The 23,786-nt window shown below is 66.7% G+C and carries 16 protein-coding genes and 1 pseudogene; 7 read left to right on the top strand and 10 right to left on the bottom strand.

Annotation, left to right across the window (positions count from 1 at the left end; translation table 11 throughout):
• Nucleotides 1–70 precede the first annotated feature (70 nt).
• On the top strand, nucleotides 71–508 hold the full coding sequence (locus QHF85_RS09860; RefSeq protein ID WP_281326853.1) for a hypothetical protein: 438 nt from the start codon (nucleotides 71–73) through the stop codon (nucleotides 506–508).
• Between the two features lie 160 nt (nucleotides 509–668).
• Here QHF85_RS09860 and QHF85_RS09855 read toward each other — a convergent pair whose 3' ends face one another.
• The 4 genes from QHF85_RS09855 to QHF85_RS09840 form a co-directional block, all read right to left on the bottom strand.
• Complete coding sequence (locus tag QHF85_RS09855; protein ID WP_281326852.1) at nucleotides 669–1,724, bottom strand: hypothetical protein; 1,056 nt, start codon at nucleotides 1,722–1,724, stop codon at nucleotides 669–671.
• A 93-nt stretch (nucleotides 1,725–1,817) separates the two neighbouring features.
• A complete protein-coding gene (locus tag QHF85_RS09850; protein ID WP_281326851.1) occupies nucleotides 1,818–2,933 on the bottom strand; it encodes a serine hydrolase in 1,116 nt (371 codons plus the stop codon).
• A gap of 129 nt (nucleotides 2,934–3,062) precedes the next feature.
• On the bottom strand, nucleotides 3,063–3,800 hold the full coding sequence (locus QHF85_RS09845) for an AraC family transcriptional regulator (protein ID WP_281326850.1): 738 nt from the start codon (nucleotides 3,798–3,800) through the stop codon (nucleotides 3,063–3,065).
• A 299-nt stretch (nucleotides 3,801–4,099) separates the two neighbouring features.
• Nucleotides 4,100–4,672 carry a hypothetical protein gene (locus QHF85_RS09840; RefSeq protein WP_281326849.1) on the bottom strand — a complete coding sequence of 191 codons (573 nt, stop codon included), beginning with the start codon at nucleotides 4,670–4,672 and terminating at the stop codon, nucleotides 4,100–4,102.
• A gap of 365 nt (nucleotides 4,673–5,037) precedes the next feature.
• Here QHF85_RS09840 and QHF85_RS09835 point away from each other — a divergent pair, with 365 nt between their 5' ends.
• From QHF85_RS09835 to QHF85_RS09820, 4 genes and pseudogenes are all read left to right on the top strand, one after another.
• Nucleotides 5,038–5,922, top strand: coding sequence for an NAD(P)-binding domain-containing protein (locus QHF85_RS09835; protein ID WP_281326848.1), 885 nt, complete (start codon nucleotides 5,038–5,040; stop codon nucleotides 5,920–5,922).
• Nucleotides 5,923–6,144: 222 nt separating this feature from the next.
• A pseudogene (locus QHF85_RS49765) lies at nucleotides 6,145–6,267 on the top strand (zinc-binding dehydrogenase); the annotation flags it as partial.
• An 81-nt stretch (nucleotides 6,268–6,348) separates the two neighbouring features.
• Nucleotides 6,349–8,391: a serine hydrolase gene (locus QHF85_RS09825; protein WP_281326846.1), complete on the top strand. Its 2,043-nt coding sequence runs from the start codon at nucleotides 6,349–6,351 to the stop codon at nucleotides 8,389–8,391.
• A gap of 206 nt (nucleotides 8,392–8,597) precedes the next feature.
• Nucleotides 8,598–9,482, top strand: a complete 885-nt coding sequence (locus QHF85_RS09820; protein ID WP_281326845.1) for a hypothetical protein — start codon at nucleotides 8,598–8,600, stop codon at nucleotides 9,480–9,482.
• A gap of 21 nt (nucleotides 9,483–9,503) precedes the next feature.
• On the opposite strand, the gene QHF85_RS09815 is transcribed toward QHF85_RS09820, so the two are convergent.
• A complete protein-coding gene (locus QHF85_RS09815; RefSeq protein ID WP_281326844.1) occupies nucleotides 9,504–9,920 on the bottom strand; it encodes a VOC family protein in 417 nt (138 codons plus the stop codon).
• 194 nt (nucleotides 9,921–10,114) lie between these two features.
• The gene (locus QHF85_RS09810; RefSeq protein WP_281326843.1) at nucleotides 10,115–11,116 is read right to left on the bottom strand and encodes an alpha/beta hydrolase; all 1,002 of its coding nucleotides are present in this window, start codon (nucleotides 11,114–11,116) and stop codon (nucleotides 10,115–10,117) included.
• Between the two features lie 148 nt (nucleotides 11,117–11,264).
• Here QHF85_RS09810 and QHF85_RS09805 point away from each other — a divergent pair, with 148 nt between their 5' ends.
• Complete coding sequence (locus tag QHF85_RS09805) at nucleotides 11,265–12,674, top strand: alkaline phosphatase family protein (protein ID WP_281326842.1); 1,410 nt, start codon at nucleotides 11,265–11,267, stop codon at nucleotides 12,672–12,674.
• Nucleotides 12,675–12,889: 215 nt separating this feature from the next.
• Nucleotides 12,890–14,257 carry a hypothetical protein gene (locus tag QHF85_RS09800; RefSeq protein WP_281326841.1) on the top strand — a complete coding sequence of 456 codons (1,368 nt, stop codon included), beginning with the start codon at nucleotides 12,890–12,892 and terminating at the stop codon, nucleotides 14,255–14,257.
• Between the two features lies 1 nt (nucleotide 14,258).
• Here QHF85_RS09800 and QHF85_RS09795 read toward each other — a convergent pair whose 3' ends face one another.
• The 4 genes from QHF85_RS09795 to QHF85_RS09780 form a co-directional block, all read right to left on the bottom strand.
• Entirely contained in the window at nucleotides 14,259–18,914 is a 4,656-nt protein-coding gene (locus QHF85_RS09795; RefSeq protein ID WP_281326840.1) for a protein kinase, read from the bottom strand.
• A gap of 283 nt (nucleotides 18,915–19,197) precedes the next feature.
• A complete protein-coding gene (locus QHF85_RS09790) occupies nucleotides 19,198–20,226 on the bottom strand; it encodes a hypothetical protein (protein WP_281326839.1) in 1,029 nt (342 codons plus the stop codon).
• Between the two features lie 99 nt (nucleotides 20,227–20,325).
• The gene (locus QHF85_RS09785) at nucleotides 20,326–20,985 is read right to left on the bottom strand and encodes a response regulator transcription factor (RefSeq protein ID WP_281326838.1); all 660 of its coding nucleotides are present in this window, start codon (nucleotides 20,983–20,985) and stop codon (nucleotides 20,326–20,328) included.
• Nucleotides 20,982–23,636 carry a PAS domain S-box protein gene (locus QHF85_RS09780; RefSeq protein ID WP_281326837.1) on the bottom strand — a complete coding sequence of 885 codons (2,655 nt, stop codon included), beginning with the start codon at nucleotides 23,634–23,636 and terminating at the stop codon, nucleotides 20,982–20,984. Before QHF85_RS09780 ends, QHF85_RS09785 begins: the two co-directional genes overlap by 4 nt.
• Nucleotides 23,637–23,786: the final 150 nt, after the last annotated feature.

Raw genomic sequence — 23,786 nt, 5'->3', positions numbered from 1 at the left:
TTCCCCTTGACCACGCCTGACATCGGGAGTATTCGCACGCCCCGAACGCAGGAAAAGAAAGGCGTATCTCATGATCAGCACGCGGACGTCCCTTACCCTTGTCGCCATTGTGATTTTTGGAATGTTTGGTGCGGGCTGCGATAACAAGCCCGCGGCGGAGGGCGCCAAGCCCGGAGAGGCGAAGCCGGAAGGCAAGGCCGAGCAGAAGGCCGAAAAGAAAGCAGAGCCCGCCAAGGTCGCCTCCTGCAACGTCATCAAGGCCGAAAGCATCTGCCGGCAGTTCGGCGATGCGAACATCTCGGCGGCAGGCGCGGACTTCCTCAAGAACATGTGCACCGGCGAATTCAAGATGGAGGCGTGTCCGGCAGACAAGCGCGTCGGATCCTGCGCGACCCCGGAGGGAACGAAGATCTACTACAACGACGGCCCGCTCCCCATGGCGGCGGATGCGGCGGCCAAGGCGTGCAAAGAGGGTGTGCCTGCAGGGGAATGGAAAGCGGGACAGTGAGCAGGGCAAACGGCCCGCCCTTTCCGACCGGCGCCGCGTAGCTTCCCATCCACCCACTTCGCCCGACGCCGGCCCGGTTTTGCGGTGCGCGTCGCAGCTTGTTTCTGGAAACGGGAACGAGAAACCTCGTCATCAAGAGAAGGCCCTATCACGGCCGTCTTCACGCCTTTGGCTTCGTGAAGGGCAGCAAGCGGCGGGGGTTGTCGATGAGCAGCTTGCGCAGCTCGGCGTCACTCAAGCCCACCTTGCGGAAGCGCGGCACGACCCGCTTGAGGATGTGACCATAGCCCCAGCCGCCGCGGCCCTCGAGCATCATCTTCATGCAGATGTCCTGGGCGACGAGCACTTGGTCGCCGTGGCCCGCGTCGAAGAGGTGCTTGACCGCCCGGATCCGCGTGTCGTCCTGCGGCATTTGCATGTCGAAGCGCGCCCAGTAGGACTCCATGCCGAACACGTCGTATTCAATGGTGACGCCGCGCCGGATCAGGCTGGTCTGATATTCGAGATCCTCCTCGCTCCCGTCCATGTGACTGAAGACCGTACGGCTCAGATCGCCTCCCGCGGCCTCGATGGCGTCCGCAATGGCGTGCCCCTGGCGCCTGAGGACCATGTAGATCTGGTGGATGTTCAACATGGCGCCCGTGGCGCCCTGGGCGCGGGCGGCGGCGCGCACCACCTTCATTTCATTGGGGGTCATCGCGTCGACGCCGATCTCGCCGATGTGACCGCACTTGATGCCCGTGCCGTCGACCCCTTCGTTCACCTCGCGCATGATCTGCTCGTAGATCTCGTCCTCGCTCAACGCATCCATGTCGGCCGGGTGGGAGACCGCGGCGTAGTAACCTGCGCCCATGGTGACATGCAGCCCCGTGGTCTCGGCGATGCGCGCGAGCGCCCGCGGATCGCGGCCGATCCCGAGGGTGGTTGTGTCGACGACCGTTCCTCCGCCCGCCTTTTTGAACTCGAGGATCTCCGCGATGGCCTCCTGCTCGTCGAGAAGCATGACGTTGTCGCGGTTGCCAGCGGGATCCGAGAGGACATCCATGCGCCGCTCGATGGCATAAGGCAGCTCGCCGAGCGAGGGATCGCCCTCGGGCGGCAAATAGCGGCACTGCATGTCGATGAGCAAGTGCTCGTGCATCAGGGTCGTCCCCATCTGCTCCGGCTCGATCAACCCCAGAACCGTCTGCACCTTGCCCACGCGTTCGTCCTGCATCGCCACCTCCTGCGAGCGGCCAGTATAGCCTGAATTGCCTTCGGTACGAGCGCCGGGCGCCTGGCGACACCTGCCCGCCTTCTCGCGCCAGGTTCAGCGGCCAGCCTCCGTTGCCGGCAGGATGTAGTCCGTCAGCAGGCGCATGGTGATGCGGGGGGCATTGCGCACGCCATAATTGACAGTCGTGATGACCACCACCATGTCCTGCTCCGGGAAGACCTGCACCGTATTGCCGCCCGTGCCGTTCATGGCGAACGAATGGTGAGTCCCACGGCTGGTAGGCAAATCGTGCAACCACCACAGGTAACCGTAGCGGGTGCTCTCGTCGATTTGCGCATGTGGCTGGGTGGAAGCCTTCACCCACTCGGCGGGCACGATGCGCTGCTTGTTCCAGACGCCACCATTCAAGTAGAGCTGGCCGAGCTTCAGCAGATCGCGGCTACGCAAGGACAGGCCGCCGCCCGCCTGCGCCAGCCCGAGCGGTGAGAATTGCCATTCGACCTTGGTGATGCCGAGCGGCTGGAACAGCGCATCCCGGGCGAGATCCTGCAGCGGTTTCCCCGCAGCCTTCTGGAGCACGGCACCCAAGGTCGTGACGCCCGCCGTGCAGTAGCTGAAGCTCCGGCCGTAGGGCGAGCTCTCCGGTTTGGGCACCCAGGCGGGAAATCCGCGGATGGGTAAATCGAGGAAGAACTTCACCCAATCCTCGATGAGGTACATGCGCTCCTCGTTGCCCCGCGAATACTCGGACCAGTCGTTGCACTCCAGCAACGAGCTCATGGTGAGCAGGTCTTCGACGGTGATTTTCTGCTTGCGCGGATCCGGGTTCTCCACGGGCTGCTTGTCCGCGAGAAACGGCAGAATGGGCGCCTGCACATCGGGCAATTTGGCCTGCGCGATGGCGATGCCCGCGAGCATGCTGGCGACGGTCTTGGTGGCGGAGCGCGTGTTGCGCATGCCCTCCACGCCGTCTTCATCGAAATACTGCTCGTACACCAGCTTGTCGTGGCGGGCGATCAGCACGCTGGTGATGGACTGGAACTCGCCCTTGCGAATGGCGGCCTCCATGGCCTGCAGGCGATCTGGGGCCAGGCCCGCGTCCGCCGTCGTGCCGGCGCGAAAGCCATCCTCCCGTACCTGAGGCGCCGCGCAATCGGTGGCGGCAGCACCCAGCATGAACGGCATCACCATGCCCATGGCCAGCAGCATGCTCCGACGTAGACGTTTTACCATCCCTTCACTCCTTCCAGGCCGAGGTGGCGTGGGGGGGACGGTAGCGCCCTCGCCGGGGCCGTTCTTGTCAAAATGCAACCACGGTCCGCGGGCGTTCGCCTCCCGCTAGCGCGCCAGCGGGAAGCGACCGTGCGCGGCGCGGTAGCCACGCGGCGGCAGACGGTAGGCGCGGCCGAACGCCTTGGTGAAATGGCTCTGGTCCGCGAAGCCGGTGCGGAGCGCCACCTCCGCAAGGGGAAGCCGGCTGTAGCGGAGCAACAAAGCGGCGCGCTCGAGCCTGCAACCACGCAGGTACTCTCCCGGGGAGCAATGAAAATGCCGGCGAAACTGCCGCGCCAGATAGACAGGATGAACGCCGGCCGCCTCCGCGAGCGCTCCCACGCCGAGATCGTCGGTGCAACGATCGTGGATGAGGTCCCGCACGGCAGCCAGCCATCCAGGTACGCCCCGACTCTCGGGCTTCTGCGCGCAAGCCGTCTGACCAAGCAATTCCAGGCAAAGCCACTCCGCGGACAGCGGCGAGACCCCGTCCCAGAACGCACACTCCATGGCGAGGCGCCGTGCAATGCGTGTTGCTCCTGCGCCCAGGAAGCGCGCAGCAGGCGGTAGGACCAGCAGGTCGGAGACGTGGCGCAGCGCGGTTTCGGACAGCGAGATGGTGAAGAAGCGCCCGTGGTCACCCTTGAAGCGGTCGCGATGGGTGGTGCCCTGCGGGTTGTAAATCAGGCTTGGCGCAGCGCACACCGCAGGGGCGCCGGACGCCGAGGATATGTAGAGCCCCTCGAGCAGAAGGACGAAATGCCCGTCATCATGCGTGTGGGTCTCCACTTCGCGCTCGGGCACGGTGGGCGCCAAGTGCGCCAGCCGGAACTCGCCCGCCTCGCGGCGCCCTTCGAATCGTCCGAAGAACTGCCCTGGAGCAAAGCGGAGCGGGAACCCTGGATGGGAGGCCATAGGCGTCGGGAGCGCAGTGGTACCACACCAGGCTGGCCCGAAAAGGTTCTGATTTCCCTGAGAGCACGAAGGCGGGGCTGGAGATCGGGCGCTACGTTGCCAGGTTGCATAACGCACGCTACGAGGTGCGAGCCGTGATACGCATGTGGGTGCCTGAGAAGGAGAGGTCGCACAGCTGACGTGCCCCGCTACTTCGGCTGGAGGACCGCCGCGACGTCGTCGCAGCTCCAGTCGTCGACGTCCATGCAGTTCTCGAGCCCTCCGGGGCCCCAGGGCGACCACCGGCACGTCATGTCGTCCATGGCCGCGCAGCCGGCCGCGACATTGTTACCGAGGACGAGGTCGCAGATTTGATGCGCCGAGGAGGGCTCCCAGCAGCTATCCGTGCCGCACTCCCGGTGGCGCGATTGCACGAGGGCCTTGCCGTCGCCCTGCACGATGATGATCCGTTCGGTCTGCGAGATGACGGGACCAGGGTTTTCGAGCGCGCTCAGCACACCCGGCTGCTGGGAGACGATGAGCTTCGCGGAGCAGACGAGGGCCCACTCAGGTTCCGGGGAGATGTGAATGCTGATCTGCTCGCAATCGGGCATCACGCCGCACGCGAAGAGGTCGTTGTGCATCACGCCGCCTCCGGACGAAGACGACGACGAAGACGACGACGACGTGGAAGAGCCGCCGACCTCGGACGAACAGGCGGCGGCGAAGGAGACGGCGAGGGCGAGGGCGGTCAAAGAAAGCGTGTTTTGGTTCGAGTTCATGCGGATGGTTCGAACGTAAATCATCTCGCGCCCGTGGGGAAGCGCGCCCGACCACGATCGCGCTCGCGGCGGGCTACCGCGGCGTCCGCGGCAAGAGCTACGCAGACGCTGTGAAATCATCGAGGCACTCGTAACCATTCGCGAATCTCCTTGAGAAACCAAGCAGCAGCAGAAATGCCTGGTTCAATTTTTCTCTTTCGAGATCGAATCCGCGCGGAGAGCCTCGGCGCACGCTGCGAGCTCATCGGTGAGGGGATCGACCCTACGGCACCTTTCCAACCATCCCTTCGGGAACCGGGTCTGGTATGCTTGACCAGGGCTGCTCCAAGGTTTCAGGCATCTACCGGTTTTGTTGGAGGTAATCTATGTCACACAAGGAGACCGTATCGATTGTTGGTTTGGGTCAAATGGGCTCGGCGCTGGCGCGCGCCTACATCAACGCCGGTCATCGGGTGACCGTTTGGAACCGGACTCCAAGCAAGGCCGAGCCATTTCAAGGCCAGGCGAAGGTGGCGGAGACGCCCGCGCAGGCGTGCAGCGAGAGCGATCTGACGATCGTCGTGGTGTCGAACTACGAAGCCAGCGATCAGGTCCTCCATACACCCCTCGTGGCCCAGGCCGCGAAGGGCCGGACGTTGGTGCAACTCACCAGCGGTACGCCCAATGACGCCCGCAGCGGGGCGGCGTGGGCGTCGGAGCATGGGATCAACTACCTGGATGGGTGCATCCTCGTTTACCCCAGCTACATCGGTCGCGAGGAGACGGCGGTGTTGTACTCCGGTTCCAAGGGTCTCTACGAGCGCCACGCGTCGACGCTGCGCGTGCTCGGCGGGGCCAGTGCCCACGTCGGCGAGCCCATCGGGGCCGCGGCCACGCTCGATTGCGCAGTCCTGGAGTGCTTCTACGGCGCTACCCTGTCGTTCTTGCACGGGGCGGCGATCTGCGCGTCGGAAAAGTTCCCCCTCGACGCCTACCGCGCCGGCTTCCAGGCGATTTTGCCGGTCATCGCGATCACCGCCGACATGTGCACGAAAATGCTGGCCACCGGCGACTTCAAGGGGACCGACGCCACGCTGGACGTCCACACGGGGTGCCTCCAGCACATCGTCCGCGTCAGCCAGGAGAACAACGTTGACCGGCGCATCCCGGAGCTCATCCTGTCCTACTTCAAACGGGCGCTGGAGCTCGGACACGGTACCGATGAAATGGCCGCCGTGTTCAATGCCATCCAGAATCGCCCTCGCGGCTGAGCCAACCTGGTAGCCCCTGGCCAGCGGTCCCCGGTTCCGTCGGGAGATGTCACGGCGGCAGTGCTCGGATGCGGTCCATACGTAATTGGGGCCGCCGCAGGGGAAGCATGCTACGCGCCGAGGCAGAAATCCGAGCAAAAAGGGGCTGAAGGTGAGAGCCGTTGTCTGCACCAAGTATGGTCCGCCGGAGGTTCTCATGAGAAGAGCGAACCTCCGCGCCGGGGGGAGATCAGGCCGGTGATCGATTGCTCTCATCCCTTGGAGGAGATCGTCGAGGCCCACCGGTATGTGGACAAAGGCCGCAAGCGGGGGAATGTGGTCATCACGGTGGGGCACGTGGCGTAGGTCAGGGAGACGCGACCTCGACTCGAGCAGCAGCATTTCGCCCTCTGCAATCTCGGAACGTCGGTGCTATGCTCGGCGCCCGTGCGATCCCTCTTTGTCACAGTCCTCCTCGCTGCCATCGGCTGTACCTCGCCGGACCTTTCGCCGAAGGCTCCTGTGGCGAAGCAACCCGCGCCGGTCGCGGTACAACCGGCCGCGGTGCAACCGGCCGCGGTGCAACCGGCCTCCGCGCAAACGCTCTCCGCGGATACGCCGAGCAAGACGGCCGCCGGCCATACCTTCATCGCGCCAGCGGGCTGGTCGCTGCGCGAAAATGGCAATGCGGTGATCCTTGAAGCCCCCGAGGGCGGTTCGTGGATTGCGCTGGTCGACGCCCAGGCGAAGGACGCGGAGGCCGCGCTCGCCGAGGCGTGGGCAGCGTATCGGCCGGACGCGGAATGGCCGCTTCGGTCGACCTGGCCCACGCCGAACAAAGACGGCTGGCAGGACCAGCGCACGTACACCTACCAGACCTCGCCGAACGAGCTTCGTACGGTCACCGCGCGGACGATGCGGCATGGCGATCGGTGGACCGTGCGGATCTCCGATATGGCGAATGCGGTCGCCGGGAAACGCGAGGCCCAGCTCGCGCTCGTGTTCGACCAGCTCTTGCCGAAAGGCTACGTGCGCGAAACCTTCGCGGGGCGCAAAGCGCATAAGCTCGATGCAGCGCGGGTCGCCGAGCTCGAGGCCTTCATCACCCGGGCCCAGCAGACGCTCTCCGTCCCCGGCATTTCGATCGGCGTGGTGCAAGATGGCGAGGTCGTGTTCGCCGGCGGGTTTGGCGTCCGCGAGCTCGGCAAGCAGGCGTTGGTCGACGCGGACACGACGTACCTCATCGCGTCGAACACCAAGTCGCTCACCACGCTGATGCTGGGGAAGCTGGTCGACGAGGGCAAGCTGAGCTGGGAGACCCCGGTCACCACGCTCTTGCCGGAGTTCAAGCTCGGCGACCCCGACACCACGAGCAAGGTCCAGGTCAAGCACCTCTTGTGCGCATGTACTGGGCTGCCGCGCCACGATCTCGAGTGGTTGCTCGGGCCCGCGGGCGCGACGCCGGCGCTCGCGCTCACGATTCTCGGCAGGATGCAGCCGACGAGCAAGTTTGGCGAGATGTACCAGTATTCGAACCCCATTGCCGCGGCGGCGGGGCTGGTCGGTGGCCACGTGGCCTTTCCCGGGCTCGAGCTCGGCGCGGCCTACGATCAGGTGATGGCGACGCGCGTATTCGGGCCGCTCGGAATGACGCGGACGACATTCGACTTCGCGCGCGCGATGCGCGACAACTACGCGCGGCCGTACGCGTTCGACGTCGACGGCAAGATCGCGCCCGTCGCAATGGCGCTGAACACCCCGATCCGCGCGGTGCGTCCGGCCGGTGGTGCGTGGAGCACCGTCCGGGACCTCCTGAAATACGTGCAAATGGAGCTCGCCAAGGGCGCGCTGCCCGGCGGCAAGCGCTACGTCTCCGAGGCGATCCTGGCCGCGCGGCAGGCTCCGCAGGTCAAGACCGGCAAGGACTCGTGGTACGGAATGGGGCTCGACGTCGATACCTCGTCGGGAACGCCGATGGTGTTCCATGGCGGCCGGATGCGCGGCTACCGCAGCAACATGGTATGGCTACCGGAGCACGGGGTCGGGGCGGTGATCCTCACCAACGCAGATTCCGGCAATGTGCTGATGGACGCATTCCCGCGCAAGCTGCTCGAGGTGCTGTTTGATGGCAGGCCCCAGGCAGACGACACGGTCACCGTCTCCGCGAAGGCGTCGCAGGAATGGATCGCAGCCTCGCGCAAGCTCCTGAGCATCCCGCCGGATCAGGGCGAGGTCGAAAAGCTCGCGTCGCGTTACCGGAGCGATGTGCTCGGCGAGATCCGGGTGACCAAGACGGGCGAAGGCGCGACGTTCGATTTCGGCACGTGGAAGGCGCCGATTGCATCGCGCAAGAACCCCGACGGGACGATCACGTTCGTCGCGACGGCGGCGAGCTGGTCGCCCGAGTTCGTCGCCTCCGCCCAGGCAGGGCGTAGAACCCTGAAAATTCGCGATGCGCAGCACGAGTACGTGTTCACTGAGAGCGACTGACGAGAGCTCGAGCCTCCCCCGGATCCGTGACCCGTGGGATCGTACGGGGCGCGGGGCGTGCTTCCGGGCAGGGTGACGACGTTGACGGTAGGGGCGACCACGTGGTATGGCCGCTCATGGCCGCTCGCCCCACACCCTCGGTTGTCATTGCGTGGCTCATGATGGGATTCGGGGCCGCGTGCTCGCCCGAGGGCCCGCCTCCGGCCATGGCCTCGAGGGCTGTCGACCCTTCCATTCAGGTCCCTGCGCCCGCGCCCACGGCGACGATCAGCGCAGACCAACCGCTGTCCCATGCCGTCGCCGACGTGCCGGAGCTGCTCCCCGCGGGGCGCTGCGCATTCGACCCGTACTTGAGCGAGCCGTGCGAAGGCTCTCCGACGGCGCATTACGCGCTGCTGCTCCCGAGCTCCGGGGACGCGGAGGCGGCCGAGATCGCGCTGCGCAAAGGTCGGACGCTCAGGCTCGCGGCGGGATACCCCTTCGCGGTGACGTTCGACGACATGCCGACCAAAAAATCGAAGCAACGGGGCATTGCGGTGGTGGCCGGCTTGTTCGCGGAGAGAGGCCAGGCAGAAGCATACGCGAGCCATCTCCCGCCCGGAACGGAGATCGTCGAGCTTGCGTCACGGGAGGACGTCGATTTCACGGGGAAGCGCACGGCGTCTGTCGAGATCGCGGAGGACACCCTTGCATGGGCGCCGGAGGACATCGACGTCGTCGAAGCCACGCTCGACGAAGAGCTCGCGAAGAAATGGGTCAAGCTCCCTGAACAGAAGGCGAGACGCGACCGCGCGCTCGCCGGCATCAAGCCCCGCTGCTCGCTCACGCAAGGACGGGTCTTCGCCACCGATCAATCGAAGCTCTTCAAGTACCAAAGGAACTACGCGCCCGTGCGGTGCGACGACGGGCGCGAGGCGTGGGTCGCATTGCGTGCCACGCGACTCGATACCGTCGTCACGCGGCCCGCGGGCGGAGCACTCGTTCACCAGGTCATCCTGGTCGAGTGCGACCAGCCCACCGTGGAAACGCGCCACTTCGACGCGGGCTCGGCGGCGAAGCCCGTGCGTCTCGCGATGGGCGGGCCCTGCTGAGCGAACACCCAGCGGTCTCCGTCACGCCGAGCGCATGCTATCCCCCGGTCGCCCCGGATCAGCAGGAGCAACTCGCCCGCGCCGCATGCAGCCGACCTCGATCGCGACCGATCCCGGCCCCCTGCAATAGAACATCACCCCGCGGTTGTTCTCGATCACGTCGGTCATGGGGTTGATCCCATCCGCGACGAAGCGAGCGTGATGCTGGCGCACCTCGTCTTCGTCGTCGATGTGGAAGCCGATGTGGAACTCCTCCGGGTACGACGCTTGCGCGTCCTTCGTTCGCTGGAGGACCAGCGTGAACCCGTGGCGGTCCGACAGAATCGCGATCGCGGGGGAGTTCCGGTTGCTGCAGAGCTCGAAGTCGAAGTATCGCTCGAAGAACTCGACAGCGGCGCGAACGTCGGGAACCTGCAGGTCGAGGTGATTGAGTTTCATGAGAGCCTCCACGTGGACGCACACGTGCGTCATCGTGCCGTGGGTCTCACTCCGTGCTGGAGGGACAAGGGCTCCCGACCTGGGAGTGACCGGGGCTCACCGGACCGGTCCGCCGTTTTTCGACAGGACGAGCCATAACATGCGGGCCGCCCGGATGCAAGCGCGCTCGAATCGACGCAGAATCGGGGAGGGGATCAGCGACGATCGTCGCTTTCGTGCGCTCGCTTCGCCCGCCAGCGGGCCAGCAGCCTGGCGAGCCAGGCCTCGCGCGCGGCGAGGCACGCCTGGGCGATCTCCGACGCGGGTGCGATGTCGTAAAACCCGTGGAAGGCGCCGCCCCAGACGTGCAGCTCGCAATGGCCGCCGGCAGCCCAGATGGCGCTGGCGTAAGCCACGTCCTCGTCACGGAATACCTCGGCGGCGCCGACGTCGATGAACGTCGGCGGCAGGCCACTCAAATCGGTGGCGCGCGCCGGCGCGGAGTAGGGAGACACGTTTTCGGTGCCCCGCCTGTCGCCGAGCACGGCCGTCCAGGCCGTCAGGTTGCTCGTGCGATCCCAGATGCCGGTGCCCTGGTACTGGTGGGAGGAGACCGTCTCGTTACGGTCGTCGATCATCGGACACTGGAGCAATTGTCCGCAGAGCTTCGGTCCCTTCCGGTCGCGCGAAAGGAGCGTGGTGCCCGCTGCGAGCCCGCCGCCGCCGCTGCCGCCGAAGATGACCAGGCATTCGGGGTCGAACCGCAATTCCTCGGCATGTTCCGCCATCCATACGAGGCCGGCATAACAATCCTCGACGGGGATCGGGGCCGGGTGCTCGGGCGCCAGCCGGTATTCGACCGTGACGCCCACCGCGTCGTGCTTCATGGCCCAGTCCACGAGCGGATGGACCGCTGCGAAGCGATTGCACATGACCATGCCGCCCCCGTGGATGTTGTAGATCCCGGGGCCGGGCTTTTGGTGGTCCTTGCGGGAGATCACCGAGACGACGATCTCGGCACCTTCGTGGCCGGCAATCGTGTGGTCGACACACTGGACGGGCAGGTCGCCGATGATCTCCTCGATGGTGGGCATCTTCAATGCCCGGAAATGCCCGAGGCGGTCGGGCGTCATGCCGACCGGCACATACCCCTCCAGGGCCGGGAGCAGCGGCGCGATCTGGGGGTCGAACGGGGGATTCGCGAGAGGGCGCTTCATGACGTCTCCTTTGCGTCCAGTTGTAGCGGATAAGAGAGCCCGTGGCCAGAATCGACGGAACCCGGGGCCCCTCCGGCGCGCATCCGCCATCGGCTATCCCGCTGCCGCACGATGGACCCATCCTCGCGAATCGGCGATACTCCCTCTCATGCGCGTCTCCCTCCCGCTCTTCGCCTTGGCGCTCGCATCTTGCACCTCTCCGTCTTCGCCCCCGACGCCGGCTGCCCCGGAGCTGCCGGGCCCGGCGGAGTGGAATCGCGACGTCATCGAGCCCGCGGACCAGGAAGCCGCGACCGCGCGCGAGAGCTGCGCTTACCGCGCGGGCGCGCTGCCGGCCGAGACGCAGGGGGAGAGCCACCCTGTCGGCGCGGAGATCCCGATCGATCACATCGTCGTCGCGATGATGGAAAACCGCTCCTTCGATCACTACCTCCAGAAGATCCGCGACGTGGGGATCGACGCCGACGTCGCGCCCGACGGCTTCACCAACCTCGACCCGGAAGGCAACCCCATCGCGCCGTTCCCGATCGAGCAGCACTGCTTCGTCGACACCGCGCACAGCTGGAGCGCCATCCAGCAGCAGATCGCCGGCGGCGCGATGAGCGGCTTCGTCACCTCGAACGAGGGCGCGCACGAGCTGCCCATGAACGGCGATCTCAACATGCTCCTCGGAAAACGCGCGATGGGGTATTACACCGAGGCCGGTCTGCCCCTCGTGTACTGGCTCGCGAAGAACTTCGCGATCGGCGATCGGTACTTCGCGTCGGCCCCCACCGCGACCTGGCCCAATCGTATGTTCATGCATGCCGCGACCTCGTTCGGGCTGAAGTCGAACGACTTCCCGGACGGCGTGGAGGCGACGCTGATCGATTACCTGAACAAGCGGCAGATCTCGTGGCGCTTCTATTACGAAAACACGCCCACCTTTGCGATGTTCGTCGCGCGATATCTCGAGCTTCGACAGGAGGAGAATCGCTTCGTGCCGATGAGCCAGTTCTTCACCGACGCGGCCGAGGGCAAGCTGCCCCAGGTCGCATTCATCGATCCCGACGGCACCAGCGGCGGGCAGATGGACCACACCGACGAGCACCCCCCGTCGCCGGCGACGCTCGGGCAGAACTGGCTCGGGAGGGCGATCGACGCGCTCGTGGCGAGCCCGCATTGGAGCCGCTCGGCGATGTTCATCAATTACGACGAGCACGGAGGGCTCTATGACCACGTGCCCCCGCCGAAGGCCTGCGCTCCCGACGATCGCGCGCTCGACGAGACCGATCGCGCGATCTTCGAGTCGTACGGCGTCCGTGTCCCGTTCTTCGTCGTCTCGCCGTACGCGAAGAAGGGCTACGTGAGCCACAACGTCTACGATCACACCTCGGTCGTTCGCTTCATCGAGGCTCGCTTTCAGATCCCGGCGCTCAGCCATCGCGACGCCAACGCGCTCGCGCCGTGGGACGTGTTCGATTTCACGTCCACCCCGGCCAAGGAGCTCCCGCAGGTGCCGGACGTGCCCGTGGACGAAACCATCGTGGGCGATTGCAAGGTGCTGTGGGGCGAATAGCGCGGATGCGTCGCCACGCGAAACTTCCCGCGAGCGCAGCTGTCGGAGGCACACGGTCTATGACTCCGACTTCGACGACGCTGCCGCCCAGGTCCGCTTGGCGAGCGCAGGCGTGGCTTCCCGCCGCGCTTGCTCCAATGTTTGGGTTGCTCGCCGCGTGCTCCGGGGCGCCTCCCGCTCCGGCGCGATGCCCCACGATCGTGCCCGTGCCTTCCGTGGCCACCTCGGACGCTCCCTCGGCGAACGTCGCCCCGAGCACCATGGACGACGCGGACATGCAGATGCAACCGCCGAAGGACGCGGCCGCGCTCGGCTGGTGCACGAAGGACGAGCAGCAGGCCGCGCTGGACGAGACGAAGGAGATCGCTCGGCTCGTGAGCAAGCTCCCGCCAGACGCGTCCGCTGCGGACGCGGTCACCGAGCGCATTGCGAAGCTCTTCAACTCTCCCTGTTACATGGATGGCACGCTGGCGCGCTCGCTGGATACGACGGAGCTCAAGGCCGCGCGCGCCTGGGCCGTCGCAAAGTGGTGGGATTCGGGCGGGCAGGACTTTCTCCAGGACGCTCTGCAACACGCCAATGCCGTCCACTTCGCGCCGTCGATTCCTCGAATGATTGCGCCGGAGCTCCTCCCGGCATCCGACCCCAGGCGCGCGATCCTGTGCCCTTCCTTCGGCGCCGCGTGTGATCCGGTCGCGCAGGGGGCGGCCCTGGACGTCGGGCGCGAGCTCGTGCGCATAGGCCTGCTCCAGGCGCGCGCGCGCAGAGAGAGCTCCGCGGACGACGGGCGCGGCAGCCCGGAGGCGTGCGCTCGATCGGTCAGAAAGGAGCCGCCTGCCGAGAGGCTTGCACGTTATGCGGCCTGCGTGGAGAGGCTCGTCCCCGAGCTCCCTGCGCTGCCGGAGTCGCGATATCGGTCGCCGCAAGGTTGGCTCGTCCTGCGGGGGAGACGTGGACATTATTCCTTCTGCGACGAGGTCCGCGCTTATGACCTGGAGACAGGCACCGCCTACATCGCGTCCCGGTGTGGCGGGCTCGTCCTCGACACCGGCGGAGCCGTGAACCAGGGCGCGACGCGGGGCACCGGGGCCATGAAGACGCAAGTGGGGACGCTCTCGGTGGACGCGCTCCGGCGCCTCGCGCTCGCCTTATGGCTGAAGGATGAGCTCGACAAGGACGCCCGGCCCTATGCAGTGTTCCCGGTCCCAGCGAGCGTGCCGATGCCCGATCCAGATGCATCCTCCACGTTCGGGTTCGGCATGGGCAGCGGATGGGGGCACAGCGGCCAGACCTCGATCCAGTTCGAGATCCACGATGGAAAGAGCACCCTTGTCTCCGGGACCTTCGTGTGGCCGGACGCCTTCAGCGTCGGCGATCAAATGGCAGACGATCTCGTGGTGAGCGCCGAGACGACGTTCCGCGAGGGCTGCCCGAGAGCGGCATTGCCGGCTGGGCTATCGCCCGCGAAGACGCTCGGCGGCGTGAGCAGGATCGATGCCTCGCCCGACACCCTGCGCAAGAACGCGGACGATCTCTCGGCCGCCTTTGGCGAGCTCCGCAAGACCAAGGTATGTAAGAAGTAATTTATCGTGAGGCGCCGCTTTCGGCCGCCGCGCGGGCCGCTTCGACGCGACGCTGGCAGGTTTGCCGCGCGGCGCGGGCCATGTCGTCGGACACGCCCAGGAGCTTCACCGTCCCATCGACGGATACGCAGTAGGGCGTCGCGGCCCATAGCTGCGGGTCGTCGGGGCTGACGAGCGGCGTCAGATCGTCCCATACCTGCATGGTCTCGTCGTCGGATGCTGTGATGATCCGCTTGCCGTCGGGGCTCCACGCGGCCGAGGAGACCCAGCCGTCGTGCCCACGAAGGACCAGAGGTTCGCCCGTTCCATCCGCATTCCAGATCCGTACCGTCTTGTCCACGGAGACGGTGACGATCCGCTTGCCGTCCGGGCTCCACGCCGCCGAACGGACCCAGCCCTCGTGGCCACGAAACACCAGCGGCTCGCCCGTCCCCGCGACGTCCCATACCCGCGCCGTCTTGTCCACGGACGCCGTGACGATGCGCTTTCCATCGAGGCTCCATGCAGCCGATTCGACCCAATGCTCGTGTCCGTGAAGGATCCGTGGCTCGCCCGCCCCGTGGGCATTCCATACCCGCACGGTCCGATCCGAGGACGTGGTGACGATGTGCTCGCCGTCGGGGCTCCACGCCGCCCAGCGGACCTCGCCCTCGTGCCCGCGGAGGACCACCGGCTCGCCCATCCCATCCGCGTTCCATACACGCGCGGTCCGGTCCTGGGAGGCGGTGACGACGTGCTTGCCGTCGGGGCTGAAGGCCGCCGAATTGAGCGCGCTCTCGTGCCCGTGGAGGACCACCGGTGCGCCCGCCCCATCGGCATTCCATACGCGCGCGGTCCGGTCCTGGGAGGCGGTGACGATACGCTTGCCGTCCGTGCTCCACGCCGCCGAGGAGACCCAGCCCTCGTGCCCGCGGAGAATCAATGGCTCCCCTTTGCCATCGGCATTCCACACCCGCGCGGTGCCATCCTCCGATGCTGTGAGAATGCGCTCGCCGCCGGGGCCATAGGCCACGGAAGAGACGGCGCCCTCGTGCCCGCGGAACACCGGCCGCTCCCCCATTCTCCCGGCGTCCCAGATCCGCACGGTCCTGTCGGAGGACGCCGTGACGATGCGCTGTCCATCCGGGCTGAACGAAGCCGAACGGGCCCAGGCCTCGTGCCCGCGCAGGATCCAGGGCTCGCCCACGCCATCGGCGTTGTAGACCCGCGCCCGTTTGTCGTCGGACGTGGTGACGATGCGCTTGCCGTCGGGGCTCCACGTCGCCGAACGGACCCAGCCCTCGTGGCCGCGCAAGATCAGAGGCTCGCCCGACCCGTCGGCATTCCATACTCGCGCGGTTTTGTCCTCCGACGCCGTGACGACACGCTTGCCGTCGGCGCGAAAAGACGCCGAACGCACCTTGCCCTCGTGCCCGCGCAAGATCAAAGGTTTGCCCGTCCCGTCGGCATTCCACACCCGCGCCGTCCTGTCCGCGGAGGCGCTGACGATGTGCTTGCCATCGGGGCTGAACTCCGCCCACAAGACGGCATTGTCGTGGCCGCGCAGCACGAGGGGCTCGCCGGTCCCGTCGGCATTCCATACCCGCACCGTCTTGTCGTACGATGCGGTGACGATGCGCTTTCCATCGGCGCTCACGGCCGCCGAGCTCACCGCATCCCCGTGGCCGCGCAGGACGAGGGGCTCGCCGGTCCCGTCGGCATTCCACACCCGCGCCGTCCTGTCGTCGGAGGCGGAGGCGACGCGCTTTCCGTCGGGGCTCCAGGCGACTGCATTGACCGCGCTGTCGTGACCGCGCAGGAGGAGGGGTTCGCCGGTTCCATCCGCGTTCCACACGCGCGCGAGTTTGTCCCGGGACGCGGTGGCGATGCGCTTGCCGTCGGGGCTCCACGCCGCGGAAAAGACACTGTCGTGATGGGGGAGCACCATGAGCGTGAGCCCGCTATGCAAGGCCGTCAGCGCTAGATCGGACCATCCGCGCGGCACCCCGGGAGGCTCGATCTCGCGCAGGAGTGCGAGCGCGGTCGTCGGATCGGTCTCCAGGAGCTCGCGTGCCGTGGCCATGCGCGTTGTATTGCGCATTTCCCGGGCCTCGCCCTGGGCGAGCGCCGCCGCTTCGTCCGCGCGCGCGGCTTCTCGACGCGCGCGGCTCGCGAGCAGAGACACGAGGAGGGCGACGGCGCCGAGGGTGGCAATGGCGCCCGCGACGATTCGCCGGCGAATGCGCCGCGCGCGCTCGGAGAGCGCGACGACAGCCTGGAGATAACGCTCTTCACGCGCGCCGAGCCCGGCGGCCGAAGCCCCGCGCCCCTCCGCGCGCCGGCGCTCGAGCCACACGCGGGCCTCTTCCGCCGCGCGATCGCGCCAGAGCAGACCCTCGGCCTTCCCGCTCGTCTCCCATGGCTCGGCCGCGGCGCGCAATCGGGCCAAAAACTGCGCGTCGAGCTCGCTCTCGTCGAGCCAATGCTTGAGCTTCGCCCACCTTTCGACGAGCGATTCGTGAATGAGCTCCACCTTCGTGCCCTCGCGCTCGCCGGACGTCTCGATGAGCAGGAGCCGCGCGTCGGCGAGGTGATGCACCACCTGCTCGACGGCGCCGCCCTCCTCGGCGAGCGCGTAGAGCTCCTCCAGGCTCACCACCGCGCGCGTGCGCTGGGGCGTGACGAGACGCAGGAAAACTGCCCGGCAGAGCCGCTGGTCGGGCGATGAGAGCCCGGAAAGGACCGCGTCCGCGTGCGTGGACAGCGCCCCCGCGACCCCGCCGAGCTGCTCGTAGCTGTCCCGGGTGAGCAGGCGGCGCTCCCGATCCCGCGCCTCCCAGAGCTTCGCGGCCGTGAATTGCAGGAGGGGCAATGGGCTCGGCGTGCGTTCCAGCGCGCCGAGCATGCCCTCGATCATCTCCTCGCTCTCGAAGGCATACCCCGTGGCCTCGAGCGGCCGCGTCAAGGCCTCGCGGAGCCCCTCGCGACCCACGGGCGGCAATAACGAGAGCCCGCGAATCACCTCGGTCATCAGCTTTCGATCCTCGGTCAAACGATCGAGAAAATCGGAGCGAATGGAGAGAATGACGCGCAGCGGGGACGATGCGTCGTCGGCCGCGCCCTCGATGCAGGCCGCGAACGCCGCGCGCTCGCCGGGGTCGGTCCCCAGGGTGTAGAGCTCCTCGAATTGATCGACGAAAAGGAGGATGCGGTGCAGGCTCCCCTGCCGGCGGCAGCGCGCGCGCAGCCGGGCGCCGAAGAGCCCTGGCTGCGTGCGCAGGGTGGCCACGAGATCCTCGGGATCGCTCGGCTCGATCGCGCCTGCCCGAATGCTCTCCGGCGGGGCGGCCGAGACCTGGGTGAGCACCTCGGCGAGCGCGGCGAGGGGCCGGCGCCCCGGGCGCAGGAGGAAGGTCTCCCAGCGCTCGCCCGAGCGCTTCAAAGCGGGGATCACGCCCGCGCGCACGAAAGACGACTTGCCCGCGCCCGAGGGCCCGGCGACGGCCACGAGCGGCTGGTGGCGGAGCTGCCCGAGGACGCTCGCGACATCACGATCGCGGCCGAAGAAGCGTGCCGCGTGCTCCTCTTGGAATGCGGAAAGGCCGGCGAAGGGGCTCTCGTCCTCCGTCGGCGCGAGCAACTTTCGGCCGGGCAACACGGATTCGAGCGCGGCGAGCAGCTCCTCGGCCGAGCCGAAGCGCTCGGCTTTGCGCTTCCTCAAGCAGCGGTCGATGATGGCGCCGAGCCCGCCCACGTCCGCGCGTTTGTCGCTCACGCTGGGCATGGGTTCGTCGAGGTTCTCGACCTGCGAGAGATGGAACAGCGTGGCCGGAGCGAGCGGATGCGCCCCGGTGCAGAGCTCGAAGAGAATGATGCCCACGGCCCAGATGTCGCTGCGCGTGTCAATGTCCTCGGCGCGCCATTGCTCGGGCGACATGTACGGGAGCGTGCCGAGGAGCGCTCCGTCCTCGGTCAGGCCGACGCCTTTGACGAGCGGCGGCCTGGAGGCGGTGATGGCCGAGAGCTCCTCGGCCTCGAGCCGCTTGGCGATGCCGAAATCGAGCACTTTGACCTGCCCCCCGGCGGTCAGGAAAATGTTGTCCGGCTTGAGATCGCGGTGGACGATCCCGAGCTGATGGGCGCACGAGAGCGCACGCACCACGGGCAGGACGAGCTCGACCGCGAGGCTCGGCGAAACCCGCCCGCTCCGGGTATCCGCGGGGGAGCGGGGCTCGAATGCGCCGGGGGCCTCGCGCTGCGCCCGAAAGGCGCTCAGGGTGCGGCCCTCGAGGTGCTCGAGCACCATGTACGGGTATCCGTCGTGCTCGTCCACCTCGTGGATGACCACGATATTTTCGTGCTTGCATCGGGCGGTGGCCCGCGCCTCGGCGAGAAAGCGCTCGGCGCTCTGGCCGCTATGTTCGAGGAGGACCTTGATGGCGACGAGGCGGCCGAGCTTGGTGTCACGGGCGAGGAACACGATCCCCATACCGCCCTCGCCGAGCTTGCGGATGAGCTCGTAGTGCTTGATGCTCGAGCCGGCTTGCAAAGGCCCGGCCGGCGCATCGGGGTCCGGCTTGGCCGAAGGTTCCGCGCTGGAGGTCGGGGCAAATGGGAGATCGTGATCCGGGCTCTTGGGATGCGCCTCGGAGGGGCCGCTGTTCTCGTTGCGCAACATCGACGCTCGTGCCTCCCGCGCCGTCACCGCGGTCCGCGAGGGCGATACTAGCATCGAATGTGCGCATTTTCCTGGGATCCTCCTCGGTGACCCCGGGCACGCTCGGCGTGGTGATGCGCACGGCCCGCGCGAAACGCGCGGCAGGCGAGAGCGCCCACTGTGCCTTGTCGCATTTGCTGTGTGGCAGGGCGCAACACGAACGGGGCGGACGGGCGCGCGCGACAGAAGGCTCTTGCGGTTCTTCTATGGGAGGATGTCGAGATGGGTTCGAGAAAGGGAGCCTTCAGCGGCAGCCCTCGGCGTGCTCCCAATCGAATCGCTCCTCGCGGGTCTCCCGGCTCGCGGACATCTGTCCATTGACCATCATCTCCAGCTCCATCACATACCGAGCGCGACGTGGGCGCAACGTGGCCGGATCGGTTTCGACGTCGAGCGTGATCACGCGGTTCACGCGCTCGACGTTCAGGTTCTTTGAAAGGTCGGTCCCAGCCCCGCGCATCAGAGAACGGGTGAATGCGGCGAGCCCCGCGCTCGCCGACGTCCCTGACATGGTGGAGACGAGCGAGAGCCGGACGAGTTTCTTGGCGCCGTCGACCGGACCATGATTCTCGACCCGCACGCGCGTCGGGATCTCTTCGTCCCCGACTTCGATCGAATCGTCGTCCTCGCGGGACGCGCCGGGTGCGAGGGAGAGGCCGTTCCACGCGCCGACCCACCCATTCCAGTAGTCTCCCATCTTCGCCTCCAGGGACGCCTTGATGGCAGGCGAACGCATCATGGCCGCGACCTTCGGCGCTATCTTCGGGTCCTTGTTGAAGGAAGGCATGGCGAGGATGCGCTCGATCATTTCATCGAGGCCGCGGACGCCGAGATACTCGCCTTCGCGTGACACGATGAGGGAGGGCATGGCGGAGGTCATCGCGAGGGCAGGGGCGAGCTGCTTCTGGAGCTCCGGGCCTGTGATGTCCTGACCGTTGAGCTCGAGGAATTGGAAATCGCTGAACGTGAGGTCCAGATTGCCATCGGCGCCCGGCTTCACGGAGAGCATGTAGCGGAGGCGGGCCGTGGTGCCTTTCTTGTCGGAGAGCTGTTCCACGGGCACACGGCAGGGGACCTTCCAGCCAAAGGTGAAGGATTGCTCCCCCTCTTGCGGTCCGCCCTCCGGCGCCGCGTCGCCCGTCTGCGCCTTCGCGCTTCCGGGCGACGTGGGCGCAGCCGTGCTGCTCGTGGAGGAAGCACACGCAAGGAACGCGAGCGGTGCGATCAGGCAAACGATGAAGTGGGGCAAACGGGCGGAGTCCGAAACGCGCATGACGTTCGCGAGCGAACCACGGCGGTCGCGAGATGACAAGAGGCTCGTTTGATCCCGGGGAGTGCCGAGCAAATTGTCACCGCTTTACGGGGCCAGCTGTTACAGCTTGATCAGCCCGAGGCGGCTCGCGGTGGCGATGGCCTCCGTCCGACTGAGCACGTCGAGCTTGCGAAAGATGCTCCGGAGGTGCGATTTCACCGTCGTCTCCCCGATGCCGAGGAGCGCGCTGATCTCCTTGTTGCTCTGTCCGCGCGCCAGATACTCCAGCACCTCCACCTCGCGGCTCGTGAGGGCTTCGCGGCTCAGGCTCTCGGCCAGCTTTTGCACGAGGGATGCGGGAAGGCACGTCTCTCCCCGATGCACCCTGCGAATGCAGTCCAGGATCTCCTCCCGGCGCGCATCCTTCAAGAGATAACCCTTCGCGCCGGCCTTGACGGCGTTGAGGAGGTCGTTGTCCGTGTCGAACGTGGTGAGGACGATCAATCGGGCGGACGCGTCGTTCCTCCGGACCTCCTCGATCGCCCCGACGCCGTCGAGCACAGGCATGCGGATGTCGATCAGCGCGACGTCCGGACGATGCTGTTGCCAGAGCTCCACCGCCTGCCGGCCGTCGGAGGCCGCGGCCACGACCTCCATGTCGGGTTGGCGGCTGATGATGGCTGCCAGGCCCTCGAGCACCGTGACGTGATCGTCGGCGATGAGCACCCGGATCGTATCGGAGCCCGAAGGGAGTGCTGCAATTTCGGCAGGGTTCTTCATGGCATGAAGCCGCTGGGGGAGTGCGGAGCCGGCAAGGACGCCACGATGGTCGTCCCGCTGCCTTCCGCGCTTCGAATGATCAATTGGCCGCCCATCACCTCGACCCGCTCCTTGATTCCGACCAGACCGAGGCCTTCATGTTGTGACGCAGGATCGAAACCCACGCCGTCGTCCCGTAGCTCGAACCGGAGCCTTTGTGGCTCGAACGCGAGACGCGCGTTGAAATGGCGCGCGCGCGCGTGCCGCAACGTGTTCGTCAGCACCTCTTGGCCGATGCGCAGGAGGTTTTCCTCCCATTCGTTGCTCAGCGGCCACGGGTTGCCCTCCAGCGTGAATGCGCCGACCACGCTGGTCCCGCTCGTCATCTTCTTGATCTGCTCTTCCACCGCTTCACAGAGGCTCTTCTCGGCGAGCGCCTGCGATCGAAGCGCGTGCGCGGAGCGTCGCGCCTCTTGCAGGCTCCCGCGCGCGAGCTCGCGCGCGCGGGCGAGGTGTTTTCCGGCCTCGGAGAGCAAGCCCCTCGACCAGGCGTCCTCCGTCGCCTCCAGTTGCACGATCACGCCGGTGAATCCTTGCGCCAGCGTGTCGTGGAGATCCCGCGCCATACGGTTGCGCTCCGCGGCGATGGCCGCCTCGCGGCTCTGTCGGGAGAGCCGCGTGAGCTGAATGGCGAGCATGGCCTGATGGGCCAGCGCACGAGCGAGCTCCATCTCGCTCGTTTGAAATAAATTCTTGTGCCTCGATCGGATCCCGATGAAGCCGGCAAGCTTGCCGCCGATCAGCGTCGGGACCGTCAGCGTGGCCACGACGCCCATCGCCGCCAGTCGCTTGTAAATCACCGGCATGTTGGGATCGTGGGGCATGTCTCCGTGCCATGGATGCCAGGGCGAATTCTCACGATTCCCGAGGCGAATGCGCGGAGGGTCGCAATCGAGCTCCCCGACGACGATATCGACACCCGTGCGGATCGCCTCGCTCCACACGGGGTGGTCTTCCGTGAAAAGCGTGACCCTCTTGACCGAGGACAGGTTCTTCGAGGGGGTGTGCAGCCGATCGTCCTCGAACGTCGCGACCATGTCCATATCGCCGCTGACGCCGTTTCTTTCGTACACGCTGACGCTCTGCCCGTTCAGCCGTCCGGCGATCATGCGCAAGACGTGCTCCAGCAGTCGTTCGGGATTCGATTCCTGGGCGAGCCCATCCAGCGTGCGGGTGAGCGCCGCGAACTGACCACGCGCGAGGTGCTCCGAGGCCCGCAAGGCCTCCGCGGATCGCTTGATCGAGGTCACGTCGCGAATCGCCCCCGCCCATTCGATGATCTGGCCCGCGTCGTCGCGCACGGCCGTGGCATACACCTCCACGTGCTTGATGTAGCCGTCGGGCATGACCAGGCGGTGTCCGAAATGAAGATCGTCGCCCTTGCCGGAGAGCGCCTGAGCGTAAAGAGGGAGATCCTCGGGATGGACCCTCGAGACGACCAGCTCGGGCACGAGCTTCGTGTCGGGATGAATCTCGAAGAGACGATACGTCTCGTCCGACCAGAGGAACTCGTTCGTCGCGACGATCCAGGTCGCGCTCCCCGTCTGGGTCAGGCGCTGCGTCCTCGTGAGCGAGGCCTCGCTCTTCCTTCGCTCCTCGATTTCGACACGGAACGCCTGGTTGATTCGCTCCAGATCTGCCGTGCGCTCGCGGATTCGCCTCTCGAGCTCGATGTTCAGCCGCGCGGATGCTTCCTCGGCGCGCTTGCGCTCGGTGATATCCATCACTGTGCCAATGAAACGAATGGCCTGGCCGTTCGCGTCGAAGAACGCCTGGCCGCGGGCCGTCACCCAGTGCTCCGAGCCGTCGCGCGCACGAATCGTGCGGTACTCCGCGCGATACTTGCCTCCATCCGCGCCGGCGAGCGCTTGCATGACCTGGCTGTCCACCCGCGTCCGGTCGTCCGGGTGAACACATTTCAAGAACATGTCGTGTGTCACCTCTGCGTCCAGCGGCAGCCCGAAAATCTCCTTCATCCGCAGCGACCAGTCCCCCACGTTGCCCAGGTCCGTGGAGTTCCAGACCCACAAGCCGATTCTTCCTGTTTCGATGGTCAGCCTCAGACGTTGCTCGCTATCGAGCAGCGTCTGGTTGACCTCCTTCAGGTGCGAGGCCTGCTGCAGGAGCTCCGCGTTCAATGCGGCGGTCTCCCGTTCGCTGGACCGTCGCTTCTCCTCGGTGACGTCGCGGCAGCTCGCGATGAGCCAATCGCGCCTCGGATCCCCCAGGCGCGTCAGCCGCATGTCCAGGACCCGCAGCTCACCGGGCGTTCGTCGATACGAACACTCGACCGAGACCGGCCCGGACGGCTCGACGCGACCGAGCGATTCGAGGAGCTCGTCGCGCGACGCGCTCGTCACGAGCTCCCCGAGGTGCTTTCCGAGGATATCGCTCTTTCCACGGCCGAACATCGTGCAAGCCGCGGGATTCACCTCGACGATCCGCCCGCTCGGCTCGACGAGCGCTATGGCTTCCGCGACGTGCGCGAACAGAAGCTCCAGGAGCTCTTCCCGGTCGGTCGCGCCGGCGTGCGGAGACGGCGGAGCGTCCGACCGCGTAGGGATCGTGGGGCTGTTCGAATCATCGTGCATGTCGACGTTCGCGGGGGGCATGTTGACACACGCCGGTGCGGGAGGGAAGGTGGAATGCGGACGCGCGCGCGGTTTCCGTGGGACGAGGCGCCTCCTTCGAATGGAGGAGCGCGAGATCCTTCATTCGGAGGAGACGAAACTCCGCGACACGATCGATTGCGTATCCCCTGG

Origin of the sequence: Polyangium sp. 6x1 (assembly GCF_029946515.1) — a bacterium.
In the GTDB taxonomy this organism is placed as follows: Bacteria; Myxococcota_A; Polyangia; order Polyangiales; family Polyangiaceae; genus Polyangium.
Note: the sequence above shows the minus strand (reverse complement) of the source record. Positions and strands in the feature narration are given on the sequence as shown.